This is a genomic window from Pseudoalteromonas sp. SG43-7 (assembly GCF_014164295.1).
Lineage (GTDB): Bacteria > Pseudomonadota > Gammaproteobacteria > Enterobacterales > Alteromonadaceae > Pseudoalteromonas > Pseudoalteromonas rhizosphaerae.
In genome coordinates this window covers 1-20190 of record NZ_JACJEY010000050.1, presented here as the reverse complement: position 1 = coordinate 20190, position 20190 = coordinate 1, and the positions used below count along the sequence as shown (strand labels likewise).

Sequence of the window (20190 nt, the reverse complement as noted above, 5' to 3'; positions counted from 1 at the left end):
GTTATTAACTTAATCAACTTCCTATCGTTGTTTTTATCGAAAATTTCGCGCCATAATCTTGTAACCCATAAATCAATTGGTACACTAGAGCCAACTTATAAAGAGCAGGACAAGCTATGTCGCCCGCCAAAATACGCAGTGATGTCATTAAATTAACTGTATTAAGCGATAAAAAACCAGATTACTATTTTATCCAAGGTTATTTTTTAGGGTTAGGCTTACTGCCCGACATAATAATGCCCAGCCAATGGCAGTCAGACCTATTAGGTGACATTAATTTTACAACAGACACTGAGTTAAAGTACCTTGAAAGCCTGATGGAAAATTACAATAGCAGCATGCATAAAGTCAGTGCCGAAGACTTTAAAATGCCCACTAAATGCAGCTTATCGAAAACCGACTACCGCGATTCACTCAAAGCTAATATGCCACTGCCTAATTACTGTAAAGGGGCATTACAAGCACTTAAATTTATCGACAAACGCAGCCTAAACAAACACCAAAAAGACCTGCTAACGAGTTTAAATGAAGTACTGAGTGCATTTAGCTCTGAACAAGCTGCAGTTAAAAAATTTGCTGACAACCAAGGCCTAGCGCAAGCCTATAAAAAGAACTACAGCTATTTTGTAGCCGACGTGCTTTATAGCGTTCGTTTTATTGAAGACCCCAGCTGGACAGATGAAGACGAAGCCGCGTTTAACGAACAATTTGCGGAAGAGTTTGCAGGTGAACACCACAACGATGACTTTGCTGGTAAAGTGCTCGACGACGAAGTGATTGATCAATTAATGGAAGCAATCCTTAGTGATTTTACTCCAAGCGCATTTGAACCTATAGCAGCGTTACTGGAACTGTTTGAAGGTGTTATTACAGAGCAATACATAGCACAGAACCAAGGCCACTTTTGGCTGATCCACGAAACACGCCCTTATATGATGTTACGAGCGCATCGTGCACAAATCAACGCATTACAAGGTAACATACAATACGCTATTGACGAATTTGAAGCGCTTTGGCAACTAAACCCCATGGATAATCAAGCTAATCGCCATTGGCTAATGAACTGCTATGTAATTAAAGGACAGTGGCAAAAACTGGATGCGTTTTTAGCCGACTTCGACAGCGAAGAACTTCATGCCACAGCAAGCCGCGCCTTGAGTGAGTTTCATAAACATGGTGACTCTAGCAAAGCCAAGCAATACAAAAAGCAACTTAAACAGCTTAATAAACATTTTATAAAAATACTCACCGGGCAAGAAAAACTAAAATCTGAGGAGTTTCATTTTTACAGCCCAGGCAGTAAAGAAGAAGTGGGTATATACCTAAATTCACTTGGCAAACAAGCTTGGATAGCCACCGAAGGCAGCTTGTTTTGGCTAAGAAAAAAGTAAATAGGTAGGTGAAAGGTTAAAGGCTAAAGGTGAAGGGTTAAAAACCCAGTACGCTGGTTAGGAATGCACATTAAATCGCCTAGCAGCGGGTTCACCCCGCGATCTATAAACCGGCTTCGGATTTCGTGCTACGGAATACACCCTAGCACCTAGTCACTTCCCTAAACCTAGCGCCTTTATTTTGTAGGAACGAGCTTTAGCTGTGATTATTTAAAAACCAATTTTACCACCGAGCTCACCGAGGCGCTTCGCTACACAGAGAAGATATAAAACCACGAGCTTCGGGACCTAGTCACTTCCCTAAATCAAAAGTCTTTTCGTCATTTTCTCTTCAGCGCAGCGCCTCTTAACCTCTGTGGTGAATAAATCATTTAAAATCAATTTTACCACCGAGAGCACCGAGGCGCTTCGCTGCACAGAGAAGACAAAGCAGCGGTCTAAGGTAATCATCCTAGCACCTAGTAACTTTCCTAGAACCTAGCTCCTTACAGTCTACAAAATATTACCTTTAAGGTGCTTTTTTGTAGGCCTTAAAGTTAGATCCCCATATCAAACTTATTATTTTTAATACCATTATTAAGGATTGAGAGTGACATAGTACTAATTTCTGATTGTACATATGGCCAATAATCAGGGTTATCGATAGTTCTTTCTTTGATTTGATTTGGAATGAAACGGCTCATTTCAATATTGAAGTCTTTACGAACTTCATCGTCATGCTGTAGCTTGTCTAATTGAATAGTCAGTGCCTCAATAAAGTCTTCGTTGGTTTTACCCCTGGCCACAAGCTTTTTATTGATCAGTTGCTTAGATACCGCAACACCTCTTTGTTTTATCCATACTATATCCCATACATCGCGCGGTTTAATGCGCCTAGCACGGTAGGCTAATGCAATAAACTTGTCTGCAAGCGTTTCCGTTAATGATTGTACAGGGATCAGCAAACCTTCTGTTGGCGCGACAATATTATAGTGATTTATTAATGGCCTTTTTTCGATATCAAATGACGGGATAGCGCAAATATCTATATGCATTTTTTGGCGGGGAAGATCAGGACGATTACTTTCTTTTTCGATACTAATTTTCCAAGATGAAGTATTAGCTTGATTATCTTCAGCTGGTTTATTTACCCATACCTGCACCTCATATTTATTTTGTATGTATTTTTGGATTTCAACTTCTAAGCCACTGAAACTACTTGGCTTGAAGTCATGCCCACCATTAAAATCTAAATCCTCAGATAATCTAGAACTGTTATGGCACAAACGAAGTGAGGTGCCATCAATAAAAGTAAGCGAAGGCATAACACCTTGTTTTACCATTGCAGCCATAATGTCGTGATGAAGAATTTCTTTTTCAATCACAGGCGTGACGCCAGCGTACTCTGGATTTGCAGCTATAATTTGGCGTATATATTCTGTTAACATTTAGTTCTCCAGCATGTGTACGTTGCGATTGCAGGCTTTTAGATCTGCAATCGCTTGCAGCGTATTTGCTCGGTACATCTTGATGCTTTTATCGAAATATAGGTTTTTCGCAAATTTATCAATTGGTTTTTTTGTATGGGTCAGCTCAATAACTCCATACGGAGTTGAAAATGTGCCACTACGACCTTTCGTTATTACCGTTAACCTATCCATTAATATTTGCGAAATATCGCCAGTGTAACTGAGCTGGCTTTCTAGGCTAATGTAATTTAAAACGTCGCCACGTAGTTTTTTAACTATTTTATAAATAGCGGTGGTGGGGTCAGGTGGCGTGAGCGTGCTTTCAAAAATACCATTGCAGACTCTTCTTAATAGCCCTTTATTAACATTGTCAGTCAGAAACTTAGTGAATGCAGGAGTGGGTTTTTCAGCCATCATAAAAGCCAATTCTGCACTGGTATGAATACCGCCACCTGCTTTAACAGAGCTAGCTAGTATTGCTAATAATCTTTCTGCTTTATTCATTTGGTCTACAATTACATACTTATAATGTTATTAATTGTAGACCTTAAGCTTAATTGAAGCAAACTAGAGTTTAGATTAACTCTAGTTTGACTTGTATTGTCATCTAGCCCTCGTACTTATATCACCCTATAAACCGACTTCGGGCAATGAGCGGCGGGCTAATCCTAGCGCTTCCTTGTAGGTCGTCATTTATGGCGACAATGTCTAATGTTGAAAATTGACGCGCTAAAGCACGACCTACATTAGACTCTTTATGTTTTTCTCTAAAGCGCAGGCCTCTTAATCTCTGTGGTGAATAAATCACTTAAAATTAATTTTACCACCGAGGGCACCGAGACGCTGCGCTACATAGAGAAGGTAACGAGTTGCGAGCAACGAGCTGCGCGCATACCTAGCTCTTAGTTAGTTTGCTAGAACCTAGCCATTTTTTGCACAAAGAGAAGTGAATGAGAGTAAATGAGCAGACAAAAGACCGAGGGCAACGAGCTGCGAATATCGGGCTTCGAGCGACGAGTAACGAATACAGCCTAGAGTCTAGTCACTTTCCTAGATCCTAGCGCCTATTACTCCCTAGAGCCTCGCAGCTTTTTCGATCTGTGATTGTTTTAAAAGCTATTTTACCACCGAGAACACCGAGGCGCTGCGCTACACAGAGAAGATAACGGGCGGCGGGCAAACCCTAGCACCTAGCACCTTCGCTCAATAAATATAACCAATACAAAATTCTTAATTTTTGCTAATTAGCCGCTATGTACTTGGTGCTCATCGGAAAACTCTATGTTTTTAATACATTTTCATGTTAGGTTAGGATAAAACTTAATGAAAACTTAACGCACTAGTAGTTAAGTATTATTAATTAGCCACGGAGCGGTATATCAAGTGACCACTAAAACACTCAGTTACTACAATCAAAACGCACAAAGCTTTAGCGACTCAACGCTTAATGTTGATATGTCGGCGCTTTACGCTGAGTTTTTACCGCTTATTCCTAACCACGGTCATATTTTAGATGCTGGCTGCGGCAGTGCCCGCGATGCCATGTATTTTAAACAGCAAGGCTTTACTGTTAGTGCATTTGACGCAAGCGAAGAGCTTGCAAAGTTAGCCAGTAGTTACTTACAACAAGCCGTTGCAGTTAAAACCTTTCAGCAGCTTGATTGTGCAAATATGTACGACGGCATTTGGTGCTGCGCCAGTTTATTGCATGTGCCAAAAGTAGAGTTACCGCAGGTATTTTTAAACATACAAAATGCCCTAAAACCAAACGGTATTTTGTATGTGTCGTTTAAATATGGCACGCAAGAGCGCGTGCATAACGGCCGTGAATTTACCGATTTAAATGAAGATGGCCTAACCGCGCTAATTACCCATCACACCGAGCTTAAAATAATAAAACAATGGCAAAGTATGGATCAGCGCCCTGAGCGCGAAAGTGAAGTGTGGCTCAATGCATTATTAACGCGCAACAAATTAATAAATGAATAGTTTTAACGAACAGCACCAATTGCAAAGTAATAAGCAGCAGCTTATAACGGGTGATAATGACCCGTTATTACCTAATCTTGTACATGCAATAAATAATGCCACAGAGATTGAAATTACTGTGTCATTTATCCAACCCAGTGGCTTGGCTCTGTTATTTGATCCACTCAATGAAGCTTTACAAAGTGGCGCAACACTAAAGCTTTTAACCTCCGATTATCTTGATATTACTCATCCTAATGCGCTCAGAGAGCTAATGGTATTAGTGGATCGTGGTGCTGATGTGCGTATTTACCAAACACAAAGCAACCAAAGCTTTCACATGAAGTCGTATATTTTTGTTAAAACAAACGACACCAACGAAATTACGTCTGGTTGTGCATTCATAGGCTCAAGTAACATTAGCGCTAGCGCATTGACTAAAGGCCATGAGTGGAATTTTAGACACGATTACATGCAGCCAAAAACAAGCCAAGCAGCGCAGCAATTTTTAAGTATTCGTAATGCTTTTTACGCTATTTTCAACCACGAGTTTGTCAGCAATTTAAGCCATGAATGGATTAATAACTACATTGCTAGGCGCAAAACACAGCAGTTTGTAGCGGTAAATCATGCCGATACAGCGGAACAAATTATTGAACAAAGCGAAGCTAAAACACCAAGGCCAGCTCAAATTGAAGCGCTCAATGCTCTAGCACAAACTCGCGCTGAGGGCTTTAAACGTGGCTTAGTAGTGTTAGCAACAGGCATGGGTAAAACATGGTTAAGCGCGTTTGATGTTAAACAATTCAAAGCTAAACGGGTATTATTCGTCGCGCATCGTGAAGAAATACTTGTACAAGCACAGCGTACTTTTGCTGAACTACTGCCGCTTTCAACGGGATTTTATAACGGTAAACACCGCGACAAAAACGCTGACTGTTTATTTGCTTCTATTCAAACCATTGGCCGAAGTAATCATTTAAAACAATTTGCGCCAACGGCGTTTGACTACATCATTGTTGATGAGTTTCATCATGCCAGCGCCCGTGTTTATCGTCAGCTATTAAACTATTTTGAGCCACAGTTTTTACTCGGTTTAACCGCCACGCCAGAACGAACCGATCAAGCCGATATTTTAGGATTGTGCGACAACAATTTAGTGTTTGAGCGAAACTTAACACAAGGGATAGATCAAAAAACACTAGTGCCGTTTCATTACTACGGCATTTGGGACGAAAACGTAAACTACCAAGCCATTCCATGGCGCAATGGTCGATTTGATCCCGCAGCACTAGAAAACAAATTTGCGACACAAAAACGTGCCGATCATGCGCTTGCACAGTGGCAGCAATATAAACAGCAGCGTACGCTAGGCTTTTGTATTTCCACCAAACATGCCGATTACATGGCTGATGCATTTAATAAAGCAGGTGTAAAAGCACTATCAGTACACAGCCAATCAAAAGTGCGCCGTAATGAGGCGCTTAAACAATTAGAACAGCGCCAAGTTGAAGTATTATTTACCGTTGATCTATTTAACGAAGGCACTGACTTACCCAGCATTGACACCATATTAATGCTGCGCCCAAGTGATTCTAAAATTCTGTTTTTGCAGCAATTAGGGCGTGGCTTGCGAACGCTAGAAGGTAAAACGCATTTAGTGGTGCTCGACTTTATTGGTAACCACCATAGCTTTTTAAATAAGCCTTATGCGCTACTCCATGAAACTACGCCAAGTGGAGTAGTAAAAAAGCTTAAAAAGCCAAATCTTGCTGATGGCTGTTTTATAAATATTGATTTAAAAGTCACCGACTTTTGGCAACAACTTGCTAAGGCGCAGCGCACCACCGCCCTTGAAGATATAACACAACTTGCCGAGCAACTTGGGCATTTACCTACCTTAAGTGAGTTTTACTACCACTATGGTGATATAAAAAAGGTAAACAGCAATTACACAAGTTGGTTTGAGTTAATCGCTAAAACACAAAACATTGATGATGAGGCACAACAAGGCGCTGAGCAACTAGCGCCGTTCTATGACTTTTTACACAAGGGCATACAAACAACCAGTATGACCAAATGCTTTAAAGCTATTTTGCTAGAAGCTTATGTAGCATTAAATGGTTTTGTTATTCCCCCAACAGTTGCAGAGCTTGCAGCCATGAGTGCTAAAGTATTAGCGCGTCATCCAAATTTAAAACAACACGATTTATCAGCCAAAGAGCAGCAAGCTGCCGCTGATTCACAAACATGGCAAAGCTACTGGCGTAAAAACCCAATAAAAGCTTATACCAATAAAAATAAAGACGGCACGCAGTGGTTTAAGCTAGAAAACGACACAGTAAAAGCCACGTTTGACGTACCCGCAGAAAAATGCGAATTACTAAACAACGCCGTGTTAGAACTGGTTGAATACAGCTTAGCTAAATACAGCCAACGGCTAAAAGTAAACGTAGCAACAACTAAACAAAATACCGAGCAACAAGCTGACAATGTGACTCAGCTAGCGTTTAAAGATCGTGCCGATACAACAAAAGAGCAAGATAACGCATTAAAGCTGCCGTATTTCCCCAATATTAAAATAGCTTGTGGGCATTTTAAAACAGGGGATGAAAGCGACATGGAATTTATAGATGCACCACTTGGTGCAGGTAAGCTCGACCCGCAAGTGCATTTTTTAGCGCACGCATCGGGTAACTCTATGAATGGTGGTAAGCACCCAATACTTGATGGTGATTTACTGCTACTTGAGCTTATAACATCCGATAAAGCGGGATCTCTACGCGGCCAAATAGTGGCTATAGAGCGGGATGATATAAGCGGGGAAGGACAATATTTACTGCGAAAAGTTAATAAATTACCTAATGGGCAATATGAGCTAATTGCTCAAAACCCAGATTACGAGGTAATGATTGCAGATGAAAGCATGCGAACGTTCGCACGGTTTAAACAAGTGGTTGCAGAGTAGTTACGCTTTAACTTGTAGGCGCATAGCTTGCTAGCGCGAAAAGCGCAGCTTTTAAATTTGTAGGTCGTGCCGTAGGCTCGATTTTATATCGCGCTTTGTTTTTGTAGGAACTGGCTTTAGCCGTGATTTTATATGGTTTTGGGGAAAGGGATTTAAAACCTCTATTCGAGGTTTTTGCCAGATTGCTGGCGGCAACCAAGGGGCGGCTGCCGCCGACCGCCCCTTGGAACCCCACGGCGCCCCGAGGATCACACTGTGTCCTCAAGTTAAAAATTGATGTGAACGTAATCTCCGTGTATTCGCCATCCATGGCGAAGACACTGCTTAACTTGCATCCATGCAAGTGATTACTCATCAATTTATAACTTTCGGGTGTGATCACGGGGAATTGGAGTGTGTTGGTAGATTGGTGTTTATGAATGTAGGTGGGAGTTTATCTCGTGCTTTTGGGTTGTAGGCGCAGAGCTTGCTCGCGCGAAAAGCGAAGCTTTTAAATGTTGCGAAATTTTGGTGTTTAAAAGTAGTAATTTAGTGTTTTTAAAATTCTTAAATAAATAACGAACTGCTTAGCTAAGGCGAAAGGATGTTAGAAAAAAAGAAACCAAGGGAGCAAAGCGGGCGTCATTCATTTGCTGCATATAGAGCTCAGGTGAGATCAGCTGCGATGGCATCACTATCTATTCTAGAAAACGATGGTATCGATAGGGTTTACTGTGACTTGCACGATGATTTTGTTATTCGTAAAAAAGATGACGATGGATTTAGTTATGTTTTTTACCAAGTTAAAACTAATGGCAAGCAAAACCACAATTGGACTTTAAATGAATTATTTGGCCTTAAAGCCAGAACTAAAGACCAGAAAAAGCAGTGTACAGAGAAAATAAAAAATAGCTTTATTGGTAAGCTGCTTTTACATACCGTAGTTTTCGATAATTACTGCAATTCAGTTGTCTTTCAGACCAACATCAATAATGGAGATGACGTTGAAAAAGTAATAGAAGACATTGAAGCGGGGATTTTTCAAAATAAGTTCTCGGAAGTGTTAATTGATAGGTTCAACAAATGTTTCCCAGAAGAAGTCTCTAATGAACTATCCGAAGATGAAATCAAATTAAGATTATCAAAGCTCAAGTTTGAAACTGATGTACAGCATTTAAAAAGTGGTGATGATAATTTCGAACCTATTGCAAAGAATGCGATTTACAAATTTAGCGAAGTAGATTTAGGCCACACTGAAACTCGTGAAATACTGATGAAACTGCTTGAACTAGTAGAAAATAAATCAAGTGGTGCAATAGCTGAGCTAACTCAAGAAAGTATTGAGCAATATGCAGGAATAGCTATTGAAGACTTACTATCGATACTAAGTATATCAAAGGACGCATACAATAACTTGCTTGAAAGCGGAGATAGTAAAGCTATAAAAAGCGCATCAATCATTCAACGAACGCTGTCCTCGGCTGGGGCTAGCATTGAGGAAGTTGAGTATATATCAAGATGTAAAACTAATTGGGATCTATGGCACAGAAAAAACCGCCATGTGCTTTTAGAGTTCGACTTACAGTCTATCAATAGCATGGTAAGAGAACTTTTAAATAGCTCCATTCGTAGTGATGGCTCACTTCATTTAGCTAGCCTAAGATCTCCAATAAAAGATTTAGTCAGTAAGCTTGAGTCTGAGGGCTTAATGTATGATCTAAACCCTGAGCTCATTCTCGGAGGCATATTTGCGGAATTAGTTAAGGGGAAATCATGAATTTCGATATGTTTTTTGAAAAGATTGCACAATCTGGTACCGAAATTCGCGTTGATAGCTCCAGTTATAACAAGCCAAATTTGTTAAATAACGAAGCACTATTTCAGCTCCCACTGATCAGTTTGATAGTGCTACTTATGGCTAAAGATAAACGAAAACCCAAAGTATCAGAAATTGGCCAACTTGTTGGTGAAAGCTTAGAAACAAGTATGCCCGGCTTTAAAGGCTCGGCTCAACACGTTGGTTGGTCAGCAAACTTACGAGTTAGAACCGTGAAAGCAGTTAGCTTTTTGGAATATTCAAATTTGATAGAAATCCCGAATAATAAAGGGCGAATTAAAATCACAACTTTAGGTAAGAAGGTGATTGATAAAGCCTTTAATGAAGAGGATATCCTCGCTTGTAACCTAGCTGAGATAGCTAAAGCATACAGAAACCTATGTGTTTCTAAGCAATTAGACATGGAGTTGGAATGAAGTTAATTAGTATACAAATTTTTTCAAATGGTCTTTCTGGTTGGCAATCAGATTTACTAAAGTTTGGCGACAATATTACTCAGCTATTTGGTAAGAATGGTTGTGGTAAAACTCCTATAGTACAGTCGATTGCTTTTTGCTTAGGTTATCCTAGCGTATTTAGAAATGATATTTATGAACGATGCAATCACGCTATTTTAGAAGTTTCATCTCCTATCGGAAATTTGCAATTAAAGAGAATTTACAGCAAAGGTATAGATATTCAGGTTACAGAGCCTAATGGCGAGAAACAGAGGTTTTATGATGAAAAGGAGTATTCTGCATATCTGTTTGAAACGCTGGGTCTGACAGTAGATAACCTAGTAACCAATAATAACAAAAGCACTAGTCCCTATTTAGCATCAATGTTGCCAATCTACTATCTAGATCAAGATGACGGTTATAACAAGTTTTATAGCCCACCAAGTAACTTTATCAAAGACCAGTTCTCAGAAATGATGAGAATGATATTTGATTTGCCAGTCAAACACTCATTCGACCAAAAGAAAGAAAAATTTAAGGCTAAAGAACGTCTAGATTATTTAGATAAGCAAGTAGAGCTGCATTCACGCCATGCTGAAATTGCTAAGCAGGAAGCCGCATTAATATCTAAAAGCTCAGAAGAATTAGAAGATGAAATCAGCACGTTAGAAAGTGAAATTGAGCAACTCAAGAGTTCAGGCGCAAACCATGATGACTCGATTAATGTTTTAGATCGTTTAATTTCAAAACATAAAGCTTCGATAAGAGACTTAACGCTTGAAATTGCTGAAATTAATAAGAGAACAAGCGGTATTGCACAGATAGTACATGAGATTAACACAGAAGTTGAAACACTTAACTTGAACGAAGAAGCTAGGCGAGTATTCCTATCATTTAATGAGATTTGTGGCTCTAGTAATTGCCATCTGTTTTCTTCAAGCTCAGATGCCTACAGTAAAAATTTATTGTATTTAAAAGACCAAATTAAAGATCTCGAAAGAAATGCAGATATAGATAAGATTAAAATCGAGCAAATCATGAAACAACGTGAAAGCTTAGAAGGTTTAATCCAAACGATTATTGATGAGAGAAATCAATCTTTAGAAAAAAGTGAGATATCGGCTCTGGTAGATGCAATATCAGCACTAAAAAATCAAATATTTGAACTGCAAAGCCAAAAGAGTGATATCGAAAAAGTTGAATTACTGGAAAATAAACATTTTCAAACTATCGCTGAGCGTAATAAAGCTCTAGAAAAATATCAGTCTTTTGGTACGGATAAAAACTCAATACCAGCATTAGTAAAGCTCAAAGCTGATCTTCGAGAGTTCTTTTTAAACTGGCTAGAAGTACTTAATACCAACAACATTAGCCGAAATATTACTTTTAAAGACGATTTTACTCCTTACCTCGGTACAGAAACTATATCTCAACTTAAGGGAAGTACCAGAACTAGAGCTGTATTAGCGTACCACGCAGCTTTAATTGAGTTAATGGCACAGCATAATTCGTTCTGTTTTAAATTCTTAATTTTAGATACGCCTAAGCAACACGAAATTCACAATGATGACCTAAACCAATACATCAAAGCACTTAAAGTATTATGTGCTCAGCATTCTGTTCAAGTTGTTTTCTCTACTACCGAGTATCATTATCAGGGTGATAATCAAGACATAGAGTGGAACCCGAAATACCAAGGTGAGAAACAATTGATGTTTTTAAAAATGAATGATAACGATCGAATCATTTAAATTAAAAATTAGGCGGCAAATAACTTACCTTATAACCTATAATAATACAGATAAAAAATAAACTGGCAGTTATCCAACCGCCAACTTCCCTGCCTCATGCCTCATGCCACATTTCACTTGGCATGGGGTTGGTTAGTTCCCATGTTATATTCATTGGCTGGCTGCCGTTGTGGCTTTGGTATTTAACCTCGCCGTAGTTTACAAACCCCATGGTTCGGCCGTTTTCGTCTTTGCCTTGTTCGCGCACAAATAACAGGATGGTTTTGCCTGTTTTTTGATGCTTAATATAGCTTAGGCCGCGGCCGTGTTCTGGGCGGGCGCTGTTTTGCGTTTGCCAATGGAACAGGGTAGGGCTGATTGCGTAATCGTGATACAGCGTGGTGGGCGAGTAGGTTTTTTCGCACTTGTTGAGTGTGACGAATAATAGCTCAAGGTTTTGGTTTTTAAATTCTAATACACCTTCGCGGGCGGTCGATTTTTTATTAAACGAATGTGCGCCAAACGCGGCGAGTATATGTTGGCGCGTGAAGCGGCTGTGTAATTTTATTGCGTGATTAGGTAAGCACGCTAAATCGCTTTCTTGCTGGTGAATACGGTTTATTAACAGAGCGATCACTTGCGCGAGTTCCTGCTGTAGCTCTTTGTGTTTAAGTGCCTGTAAGCTTTGATCAAGCGTTTTAAACCCTAAACTTGTGCCTGTGTTATCCCAAAAGTTGTAATGCGCCATAAGCGCGTACTGTTGGTTTTGTGGCGTAGGGGTAAAGTTAAAGTCGTTATTACATAAATCACGTAAAAAGCACAAGTAGCTGAGCGAGTCACAGCCGAGTAATTGGGTGTTGATTGCGCGGTAATACGCGGCGTAAATGTTGGTTTGCTCTGCGGGTATTTCATCGCCTTTTAGCCAGTGCCAGCCACCGAGCTTTTTATCTTTTGGTTTGTATATGTCTTCAAGCGTGACTTGCGGGTTTATGCGTAAAAAATTACTGAGCGTTAGCGCATCATTGGTGTGTTGCGAATAGCTATTTATCAGCTGTTGTAAACGGCGTTTAGTGTTTATGGCTTGCTGAATATTTTTTAATATTGTTTGTTGCGTTCGCTTTTGTAGCTCTATGCGACAACCCAGTGGTAAATGCGGGAAGTTGTTTTCGATCTCGGTTTTTATTGGTTGGTTGCTTTTACCAATCAATGCGCGGAATTTACTGGCAAAGTCGTACTCTGGGCGCGCATTTCCTACAAAGTCGAGTACGGTACAGCACTGCTTTGGGCTATTATCTGGCAAGCGAAGGCCACGGCCGAGTTGCTGTAAAAACAGCGTTAAGCTTTCCGTTGGGCGTAAAAATAACAGAGTATCGACTTCTGGAATATCGACACCTTCGTTAAAAATATCAACTACACACAGTATTTGTATTTCACCTTGGCGCAGCGCTTGTTGTTTGGCCGCGCGTTCATTGGTGTTTTTACTGGTCAGCACATCGGCGTTTATGCCTGCTAAGTTAAACTTAGACGCCATAAACTCTGCGTGTTTTTGGCTTACGCAAAACGCGAGTGCTTTTATATCCTGAACATTAGTCACTATATCAGCAAGGCTGGATATAATTTTGTTTGCGCGGCTGTTTTCCCCTGTATAAAGGTTACTTAACTCGCTTATATCGTAACGGCCACCACGCCATGTTATTTGGCTTAGGTCGGTATCGTCATCGAGGCCAAAGTATTGAAATGGGCATAAATGGCGCTGATTAATTGCCTCTGGCAAGCGAATTTCAGCGGCTATTACGCTGCAAAAATCATCGAGTATATTTGCGCTATCTTGTCGCTCTGGTGTGGCGGTTAAGCCAAGTAATATTGTGGGCGTAAAGTGATTTAATATAGCGCGATAACTGGCGGCGCTTACGTGGTGTACTTCGTCTATCACAATGTAGTCGTAGTAATCGCTGGTTAAATTGAGCGATTCAATTTGGCTGTTCAGCGTTTGGATTGATGCAAATAATTGGTTGTAACGCTGTGGTTTGTAGTTACCCACCCAAAGCTCACCAAAGTCGTTATTTTTAAGTACACCACGGTAAGCACTTTGCGCTTGTTTTAGTATTTCTTCTCTGTGGGCTATAAACAAAAAGTGTGCGTTTGGGTTTTTGTCGTAAACGGTTTTAAAGTCGAACGCCGATATTATTGTTTTACCCGTGCCCGTTGCGGCAACCACTAAATTTTTAAAGCGATTATGCACGCTGCGCTCTACGCTTAGCTTTTCTAATATTGCGAGCTGGTGGGTTTTGGGGGTTATATCAAAATAAAACTGGCTGCTTGCTTGGCCAACACCGCGTTGCTCGTTAAGTGAATTTATGAGCTTTTCTTTACATTCAGCTTTACCAGTAAACAGCTCGAAATCTGGCGATTGCCAGTAGGTTTCAAAAGTGCTTTTGGTTTTGGCTATAATGTGCGGGATTTCTTGCGCGGTAATTTTTAAGTTCCACTCAAGGCCGCTGGTAAGCGCTGAATGCGATAAATTAGACGAGCCAATATAACCGGTATGAAAACCCGTATTACGCATAAACAAGTATGACTTTGCGTGCAAGCGCTCTTGCTGGTTGTTGTAACTAAGTTTTACCTCGGTATTTGGTAGGTTTGCTAAAAACTCAACCGCTTTCGCATCCGTTGCGCCCATGTACGAGGTGGTAATAACTTTGAGTTTATTGCCACTTTTGGTAAACGCTTCAAGCTCATTTTTAAATATGCGCAGCCCCGTCCATTTTATAAATGAGACAAGCCAATAAATAGTGTCTGACGATTTAATCTCGCGTTTTAGCTCGGTTTCTAGCGATATACCCGCATTCGCACCGCTAAACAATTCGCTTTGGGTAAGCCCTGTTTGCGGAAAAATATCGTGAGAGTAATCTTTAAGATTGGCCGCAATAGGGTTTTGGGTATTAAACAGCGCGGTAAGTATTCTACCTTGGCTGTCGATAAGGTTTTCGTTGATCAGCTCGTCATCGCGAATATGATCTTTAAGCCAAAGCACAAGGTTGTTTGCGAGATTAATTTGCTCTTGTAAACGCTCGCTTGAATTAGGGATTGCATCGATTGCATGTTCAACCAGCTTGCCTAAAAAACGCGAAAGCCACGTAGCCGCCTCAGCCGATTCTAGTTGGCGTTCGCCCACATAAAATTGGTCACGATTTAAATTTTGCTCAATTACTTGCGTAATTAACTGCTCGTAAATACCAATTTGTTCCATTAAACCGCTCCCTGTTGCGAGGGTTTAGTGTACTAAAAAAACCAATGTAAACAAGCATTAACTCATTATTGAATTAAAGGCCGCTGCCAAGACAATTCCCCCGTCATTTTGCCCGAAAAGACTCTATTGATGAGTAATTAATTGCATGGATGCAATTAAAGCCGTGACAGGCACATGGATGTGCCTTACACGGCGTTTACGTTCATATCAATTGTTGCTTTGAGGAGAGTGCAAAATGCTCGGGGCGCCGTGGGGTTCCAAGGGGCGGTCGGCGGTATCCTCTCCTTGGTTGCCGCCAGCAATCTGGCAAATACCTCGAATGAGGAATTTACAAAACTTGCAATTAAAACCCAAAGCGCGAGATAAACTCCCGCTACAATTCAAAAATTTCGCTTTTCGCGTCAGCAAGCTTAACGCCTACGGCAAAATTAAATACTGCTGCTAAGACAATTTCCCCGTGATCACACCCGAAATTAAATTAATGATGAGTAATAACAGCGCATGGATGCGCGTTAAGCTGTGACCTCGCCATGGACGGCGAATACACAGCATTTACGTTCATATCATTAATTTAAATTGAGGAAATAGTGTGATCCTCGGGCGCTGTGGGTGACGAGTGACCGAAACGAAGTTTCGCAGCGCGAGGAAGTGGAAGCATGGATGCTGCCAGGAACCCAGCTTCAGGGATGAATTACTTGCAGCAGAGTCAACAGTGAAAAACGTACGCCCCTTGGTTGCCGTCGCCAACGCGACATGTATAAATAAAAGCGACGAGCACCGAGTTACGGGCATCGAGCTTAGATATTAAAAGCTGCGCTTTTCGCGTCAGCAAGCTTAACGTCTACGGTCAACCTAAACGATGCTGTTAAGAAAACTCCCCCGTTACTTTGCCTGAAAAGACTCAATTGATGAGTAATTGATTGCATGGCGGAATTTTATTCCCGACAAATTCTAAGTTTCTAAATCCCTTTAGCCAGTACAAAATGTAAGCCATGAGATTATAAAGTAACAAGTGTTAATAAAAAGTTGACATTGATGTTGTTTGGTCTAAATTTTAACCAGTCATTAAGTTTGTTGAAAAGGAATTTCTGATGAAGCTTTTATTATTTATTGTTTTATGTTCTCTTTTATGTGCTTGCACTGCAAGCACCGGTGATATCTCCATTTATTCCGTCGGTTCAGATAAAAACCTTACCTCTCCTCTTGTTACTGCCAAAGAATTGTATAGTGCTGACGGTATGATATATAAAACTGATGAAGCTCATGCTTTAAGCGGCGATGATACTTTTAGTATTTATTTAACGGATACCTATCTAAGATACCTACCAGATATTGGCGGAGATAATGAAGTTTTGATTGTCGCTGAATTTGAAGAAGTTGTAACAGGAACATCAAGCGATACTATTACCAAAATATTAGGCCCGTATGATTCAATTGCAGATGCTACGAAAGCTCCATTTTTCCATAAAGCGCTATATGGTCCTAAACGAATGGAGAGTGACTTATTAAGTCTCAAATTAAAAATCTATGAGTACGATTTAGATGAAAATGATAAAGCCGGAAGTATTATTGATTTTATCGCAGCAGCAGGAGAGGCTCTAAGTCTATCAAACCCCGTAACCACAGAAGAAATAAAAGTAGCTAAAGAGATCGCAAAGTCTGTTACAGGTACAAATGATAATGACTTAGTATTCCAGCTAGATTTGGACTTTGTTGCAGGTAATTCGCTATATAGACATAGTGGTAACAATAATGTAAATGTTCTGCCTTTAAAAGCTGGTGAAATAGTGCTTATAAAGAAAGAAGTGTGTGCTATTGGGCGATGTTACGACTATTTCAGTAAAGAAGAAGGGATACGCAACCCTGTTGGTTACGCTACAGATATATTACTTTCTCCAATTACAGCAATGACAATTGGTTTAACTGATACACCCGCTGGGTCATCTTTATCAGATGTGGAGCCACAAACGCTTGAAGTGCGTAGCGAAGGGTTAGTTCATAAGTCAAAGTCAGATGAAAAGTCAGATGGAAGCACGGAGAAAGTTAATTATTTTACTGATAAAACTTGGCTTAGATTATCTATTCTCAAAGGTGGGGACCCAGAGCTATGGGAAAAGCGAAAACTACTTTACCCAATAGAGGCTGAAATAAATGGGTTACTAAAAAGCTCTACTGGTATTAAAAGTGATAACCTTACTGCACCTATCGCTTCTTTAAATAAGGCTCAAAAGCAATTAGCAGCAATGAAGCAAAATGGTATAAAACTCGTTTCAAATAACTCCTCAAACAACACACAGTATATTTTAAAAGGCTCAACTAGTGGGGCTATTTGCTTAGATATTCCTACACGATTTAAATTGACACAAGCATTGCCTTTGTTTGATGGAAGCCCACAACAGAAATTACCATCTTACAATAAATATAGATGTTACAAATTGATGCCATCAGTGAAAGCTCAACCTTTTAAAAAGGGTACTTTGTATTTTCAAATAAACTATACAGATAATGATGTTTTAAAATCACACATAGCAACAGTGGAAGTGGTTGATGAATTTCCGGAATGATATACCTCTTATTTTTGAATACTATTGAGCTTTAACCATCAAATTTGAAAAGTGCTGTATTTTCACAATCACCGCATACTAATGAGTAGAGCTCTTTGCGTTTGCTCACCTTGGTATTAGCACTGGTACATTGCGGGCAAGACATTTTCATTGGTGTATTGGTACTGCACTCGCTACATGTAACAAAATAGCCGTAGCGGCCTGAGCGCGCTTTAAGCGTCTTGCTATTACTGCACTGTTTACATTGTAAATTTACTTCATTGACAACATTTGGTTGCTCTTCTTTAATTGTTGGAACAATAGATCTTGGTGCAAGAGCTGTTGATTCATTTTGATAAATCGGGCTTGGCTCGTTGAGGCTTGTTGCTAACGCATCAGGTTTTAACTGTGTGGCAGGAGTAATATTTTGCTCCAAAAGAAACTGACAGATCCTAGCTAAGCTTTCTTCACTAAACCATGGGCGAGTATTGGTTGAGAAAAAGTGCAGGGCATTTGGTATTGATGCCGGGAGCTTCATTATGTCTAAAAGTTTATCTGCTATAAACTCTGATTTTACAAGTCGCTCTTCAAGCGTTTTTGGCGTGTTATCTCGATTAATTATGGCATTACTCGATATTGCACAGATGCTATGCCATTCACGGCCACCAAAATTTTGTTGTATTTTACCAAACATCTTTGGCAGGAGTTGAGGAGCATTGTCTCTTACTAAACTTTTTAGTAATGCCAATTGTAGCTCAACTTGTTTGATAGGTGACGGCATACCTTGCCATTGCCCACGGTAGCTGCGACTCCACTCTTGATGTTGGTTTATTGCAACTTCACCAGTAATACTTTTTGATTCAATAAGAATAAACCCGTAGGTATAAACAATAAGGTGGTCTATCTGTGCGGTTTCGCCGTTGTGTTTAAACTTTACATCATTAAACACAAATACTTGAGGGTGGTCTTTAAATGCGCGACGTAAGTAAAATGCTACCTCTAGCTCTTGTTTTTGGCCTGCTTTTAATTTTGCTGAGTTGGTTGTGACGAGCGTTTTATCTTTTAAAATCATGCGGAGTCCTTTCAGTCATGTATTTGTATAGAATAACATTGAAGTACCTAATAAAAATACTGCTCTGATTAATTTGATTTTAAATATTCAGCAAATTTAACACTGAAGATCACAGTATGCTTTTTCGCGTCAGCAAGCTTAACGCCTACGGCAAAATTACACACTGCTGTGAAGACAGTTCCCCCGTGATCACACCCGAAATTAAATTAATGATGAGTAATAACAGCGCATGGATGCACGTTAAGCGATGCTTACATAAGGACGTGTTTCATCGCGTTTACGTTCATATCATTAATTTAAATTGAGGAAGCAGTGTGATCCTCGGGGCGCCGTGGGGTTCCAAGGGGCGTAAGGCGCTATGCGCCCCTTGGTTGCCGTCGCCAACACGACATAACTAAGAATGTGCAATTAAAACCCAAAGCGCGAGATATACTCGCCTACAATTTAAAAGCTGCGCTTTTCGCTTCAACAAGCTAAGCGTATTAAGATTATGGAGTAATTGCATATATTGTATGGGTATTGCTGCACATAAAAAAACAGACACCATCAAAATAGGAACATATTTAATTTAAAGGATATAAATGAAAATAATCTACCTCTCTTTTTTAGCTCTATGCTCGCTTCATGTAAATGCAGCTATTTTAGATTGCGACTTACAGGGTAAAGATCGCACTATTTATCAATTAGTAAAGCCAATAGCACCCTTCGATAGCTGTAAAAAAGCCGTTGATAATGAAGGCAATATCGTGGGCTATAAATTAAAGAAAGAGGGTTCTTATATTGATATTTCATTTGAAGATGAAAACTTCACACATGAAGATCACTTCTTTGTTTCAGGTAATAAATTGACAGTGAAAGAACTCCTTTTATCTATATATATACCTCAAGGTGAATCTGAAAACGAATATATAAAAGCCCAAAGAAAGAACCTTTTAAAATCAACTACTAGTGGTATTAAATATGATAAAGGTGGGGTTTACTTCTTTGATTTAGAAATAAAAAATTCGGCTTACAAAAACTATGTTACTTATATTGAAGAAGGTAAACCTAACGAGTTTATTGGTATAGGAACCGACGGAAGCAAAGAATTGCTGATAAAAATAATGTTTAACAAAGGAATGGATGATATCTAAAAAATATGAAGGTATTGATGACAAGGACGTAAAAAAGATCTTAGAGGTGTTTTTTAGTAAAGGCACAGCTAGCCAAATAGAGATTAACGATAAAGTGATTGAGTTAGTTTGGGAAATGTTAGCTTCATCAAAAGAATGTACTAAGGCCATGCACTTTGTTCCAAGACCACAAGGATTAGCGGCATCTCCTATGTATGTCGCTAAATAACTAGCCCAAATAGCGTATAGAGTATCTGCTGATAAAGATGATTCTGTTTACCACGTATGTAAAGTGTTTTCTGCAAGAGGTTATGCTACAAAAATTAAATTAGTGTCAACAACAACCGAAAAGTGATCCACTCCACCATTTGAATAATGATCCACTATTTATTAAGGTTTTCCATTAATCCGGCTTGTTTCTTTTCTTTGATCCTATAACTTTCCCCCTTAATTTG

At 39.7% G+C, this 20190-nt stretch carries 13 protein-coding genes; 9 read left to right on the top strand and 4 right to left on the bottom strand.

From position 1 onward, the window contains the following. The first annotated feature begins 116 nt into the window (after positions 1–116). Positions 117–1391: a lipopolysaccharide assembly protein LapB gene (locus H5200_RS18260; RefSeq protein ID WP_182762123.1), complete on the top strand. Its 1275-nt coding sequence runs from the start codon at positions 117–119 to the stop codon at positions 1389–1391. 536 nt (positions 1392–1927) lie between these two features. Here the strand turns inward: H5200_RS18260 and H5200_RS18255 are convergent. Together H5200_RS18255 and abiEi are read right to left on the bottom strand one after the other, a co-directional pair. Further along, positions 1928–2818 (bottom strand): nucleotidyl transferase AbiEii/AbiGii toxin family protein, encoded by an 891-nt coding sequence (locus tag H5200_RS18255; RefSeq protein WP_182762121.1) that lies wholly within the window; start codon positions 2816–2818, stop codon positions 1928–1930. Further along, positions 2819–3343 (bottom strand): type IV toxin-antitoxin system AbiEi family antitoxin, encoded by a 525-nt coding sequence (abiEi, locus tag H5200_RS18250; RefSeq protein ID WP_145238776.1) that lies wholly within the window; start codon positions 3341–3343, stop codon positions 2819–2821. A gap of 879 nt (positions 3344–4222) precedes the next feature. Between abiEi and H5200_RS18245 the strand changes: the two genes are divergently transcribed. The 5 genes from H5200_RS18245 (at position 4223) to H5200_RS18225 (ending at position 11779) form a co-directional block, all read left to right on the top strand. Next, on the top strand, positions 4223–4828 hold the full coding sequence (locus tag H5200_RS18245; protein WP_182762119.1) for a bifunctional 2-polyprenyl-6-hydroxyphenol methylase/3-demethylubiquinol 3-O-methyltransferase UbiG: 606 nt from the start codon (positions 4223–4225) through the stop codon (positions 4826–4828). Then, positions 4821–7775, top strand: a complete 2955-nt coding sequence (locus tag H5200_RS18240; protein ID WP_182762117.1) for a DEAD/DEAH box helicase family protein — start codon at positions 4821–4823, stop codon at positions 7773–7775. The genes H5200_RS18245 and H5200_RS18240 overlap by 8 nt, the downstream gene beginning before the upstream one ends. A 583-nt stretch (positions 7776–8358) precedes the next feature. After that, positions 8359–9531, top strand: coding sequence for a dsDNA nuclease domain-containing protein (locus H5200_RS18235; RefSeq protein ID WP_182762115.1), 1173 nt, complete (start codon positions 8359–8361; stop codon positions 9529–9531). Next, entirely contained in the window at positions 9528–10007 is a 480-nt protein-coding gene (locus tag H5200_RS18230) for a hypothetical protein (RefSeq protein ID WP_182762113.1), read from the top strand. Before H5200_RS18235 ends, H5200_RS18230 begins: the two co-directional genes overlap by 4 nt. Further along, the gene (locus tag H5200_RS18225; RefSeq protein ID WP_182762111.1) at positions 10004–11779 is read left to right on the top strand and encodes an AAA family ATPase; all 1776 of its coding nucleotides are present in this window, start codon (positions 10004–10006) and stop codon (positions 11777–11779) included. Before H5200_RS18230 ends, H5200_RS18225 begins: the two co-directional genes overlap by 4 nt. 94 nt (positions 11780–11873) lie before the next feature. On the opposite strand, the gene H5200_RS18220 is transcribed toward H5200_RS18225, so the two are convergent. Further along, the gene (locus H5200_RS18220) at positions 11874–15008 is read right to left on the bottom strand and encodes a DUF3427 domain-containing protein (protein WP_182762109.1); all 3135 of its coding nucleotides are present in this window, start codon (positions 15006–15008) and stop codon (positions 11874–11876) included. A gap of 1091 nt (positions 15009–16099) precedes the next feature. Here H5200_RS18220 and H5200_RS18215 point away from each other — a divergent pair. Then, on the top strand, positions 16100–17572 hold the full coding sequence (locus H5200_RS18215; protein WP_182740603.1) for a hypothetical protein: 1473 nt from the start codon (positions 16100–16102) through the stop codon (positions 17570–17572). A gap of 31 nt (positions 17573–17603) precedes the next feature. Here H5200_RS18215 and H5200_RS18210 read toward each other — a convergent pair whose 3' ends face one another. Next, positions 17604–18623, bottom strand: coding sequence for a nuclease-related domain-containing protein (locus H5200_RS18210; protein WP_182762107.1), 1020 nt, complete (start codon positions 18621–18623; stop codon positions 17604–17606). A 581-nt stretch (positions 18624–19204) separates the two neighbouring features. Here H5200_RS18210 and H5200_RS18205 point away from each other — a divergent pair. Further along, a complete protein-coding gene (locus tag H5200_RS18205) occupies positions 19205–19756 on the top strand; it encodes a hypothetical protein (RefSeq protein WP_182762106.1) in 552 nt (183 codons plus the stop codon). Continuing rightward, on the top strand, positions 19746–19964 hold the full coding sequence (locus H5200_RS18200) for a hypothetical protein (RefSeq protein ID WP_182762103.1): 219 nt from the start codon (positions 19746–19748) through the stop codon (positions 19962–19964). Before H5200_RS18205 ends, H5200_RS18200 begins: the two co-directional genes overlap by 11 nt. Positions 19965–20190 lie beyond the last annotated feature (226 nt).